3 protein-coding genes and 1 pseudogene are annotated in these 2,249 nt (G+C 43.8%); all 4 read left to right on the top strand.

Annotated features, from left to right (window positions below; genetic code table 11):
* Positions 1-378 (top strand): rhodanese-like domain-containing protein (locus WB217_RS01945; protein WP_423990142.1); only part of this gene is annotated, 378 nt, incomplete at its 5' end.
* Between the two features lie 15 nt (positions 379-393).
* Positions 394-783, top strand: coding sequence for a DsrE/DsrF/DrsH-like family protein (locus tag WB217_RS01950; protein WP_423990144.1), 390 nt, complete (start codon positions 394-396; stop codon positions 781-783).
* 26 nt (positions 784-809) lie between these two features.
* On the top strand, positions 810-1,931 hold the full coding sequence (locus WB217_RS01955) for an MBL fold metallo-hydrolase (protein WP_423990146.1): 1,122 nt from the start codon (positions 810-812) through the stop codon (positions 1,929-1,931).
* A gap of 134 nt (positions 1,932-2,065) precedes the next feature.
* Positions 2,066-2,249, top strand: a pseudogene (locus WB217_RS01960) (bifunctional metallophosphatase/5'-nucleotidase); the annotation flags it as partial.

Here is a 2,249-nt window from a genome sequence, read left to right on the forward strand (position 1 = left end):
GATGTACTCAAACACTATCTACGAAAAGCGAGTGATGAGGAATTAACAAGTGATTCTCCGCATCCGCATACCGCTACCCTGGAAGAGGTGCTCGCTAAGCAGGAGGGCGATGAAAAAATCTCAATTCTTGATGTCAGGGAATCAGCAGAGTATGCTTTCGGGCATATTCCTAATGCTAAATCGATTCCGCTTGGAGAACTTGAGCATCGGTTCAATGAATTGAACCCGGAAGAGGATGTTTATGTGATTTGCCGCTCGGGTTCAAGAAGTGATATGGCAGCAAAAAAATTAGCTGAAAAAGGTTTTAAGAAACCAATTAATGTTGTTTCTGGAATGAAGGACTGGACAGGCCCAACCGAAACATCAGTTGAAAAATAGGGAGGAACCTTAATAATGAAAGTAGCAATTATCGCCGCTAACGGAGGCATGTTCGACGCATATAAAGTATTCAATATCGCAACTGCGGCAGCAGCAACAGATGCAGAAGTAGGAATCTTCTTTACGTTTGAAGGGTTGAACCTGATCCATAAGGAAGCGCACAAGCAGCTTCCGCTTCCAGCTGGAAAAGAACACTTCCAGGAGGGCTTCCAGAAAGCAAATGTTCCTCCGGTAGAACAGCTTGTTGAAATGGCACAGGAAATGGGCGTTAAAATGATCGCATGCCAAATGACAATGGATGTCATGACTCTCGAAAAAGAAGAATTTGTTGATGGGATTGACGTTGGTGGCGCAGCATCCTTCCTTCACTTTGCCAGCGATGCGAATGTAACGTTAACATTCTAATTAAAGCTTTATTCAGGAGGGACTAAATGGTACAGACAATCTCAGTAAAAGAACTGGCCAGAAAAGTCATCAACCATGAGGATGTATTCATTCTCGATGCGAGAAACACCGATGATTTTGATGATTGGAAGATTGAAGGCCGTAATGTAAAGGTTCATAATACACCATATTTTGATCTCCTTGAAGGTATTGACCCAGTCATGAATGTTCTGCCTAAGGAAAAAGACATTTATGTCATTTGTGCCAAAGGTGGATCCTCTGAATTTGTGGCTGAACAAATAGAAGAGGCGGGATTTAAGGATGTATTCTCCGTTGAAGGCGGCATGAAAGCTTGGAGTGAACACCTCGAGCCAGTCAAAATCGGCGACCTAAAGGAAGGCGGCTCAATCTATCAATTTGTCCGCATCGGGAAAGGTTGTCTTTCATATCTGTTTGAATCCAATGGTGAAGGTGCAATTATCGATACGAACAGGATGATTGAGCAGTACGAAGAGTTTTTATCTGGCAAGAACATCAAGCTTACTGCTTTGCTTGATACCCATCTGCATGCAGACCATATATCTGGAGGAAGGAAACTAGCGGAAAAGGCAGGTGCGAAGTACTACTTGCCGCCAAAGGACGCAGAAGAAGTGACCTTTCAGTATGAACCCCTGCAGGATGGGGATGAGATAAAGGTAGGAAATACAATCATTCGTGCATTGTATTCACCTGGTCACACCATTGGGAGCACATCCTTCATTGTGGATGACCAATATTTATTGACTGGGGATATCTTGTTCATCGACTCAATCGGACGTCCTGACCTTGCCGGTTTGGCGCAGGACTGGGTAGGAGACCTGAGACAGACTTTATATAACCGCTATAAAGAGCTGGCAGATGAATTGCTTGTCCTTCCGGCCCATTATATGGGTATCAACGAAATGAACGATGACGGCAGTGTATCTGAAAAGCTTGGGGTCCTATATGCACAAAATCACGGCTTGCAGATTGACAGCGAAGAAACGTTCAGAAAAACGGTTACCGAAAACCTTCCGCCGCAGCCTAACTCCTATCAGGAAATCAGGCAGATGAATATGGGTAAAATCAACCCGGATATCGATGAACAGCGTGAGATGGAAATCGGTCCTAACCGCTGTGCAGTCCGTTAATAAAGTGAGAGGGGTACCAATCTAGGTACTCCTTTCGATTATTAAATTGGCTAAGGCTTTTTTCGCAAGCTTCATGCATCTCAGACTTTGCCAGGAAATTTACGAAAACAGCCTTAAAAATAGGAGGAGTTACGATGAAAAAGTTGACGGTCATCCAGCAAAATGATACTCATGGCAGCCTAGATCTTCATCACGAATTATTTTGGCAGGGGGATACTCCTGAATTGAAACAAACTGGCGGTTTTCCCCGGATTGCAAAGTATGTAAAGGATTTAAAATCGCAAACCGACAATGTGCTATTCCTTGATGGCGGGGATT

Origin of the sequence: Mesobacillus sp., from assembly GCF_049588175.1 — a bacterium.
In the GTDB taxonomy this organism is placed as follows: Bacteria; Bacillota; Bacilli; order Bacillales; family Cytobacillaceae; genus Mesobacillus.

What these genes read in the sequence shown, in the direction of transcription:
- WB217_RS01950 (WP_423990144.1), top strand. Translation starts at nt 394, where the DNA reads ATGAAAGTAGCAATTATCGCCGCTAACGGAGGCATGTTCGACGCATAT.
- WB217_RS01955 (WP_423990146.1), top strand. Translation starts at nt 810, where the DNA reads ATGGTACAGACAATCTCAGTAAAAGAACTGGCCAGAAAAGTCATCAAC.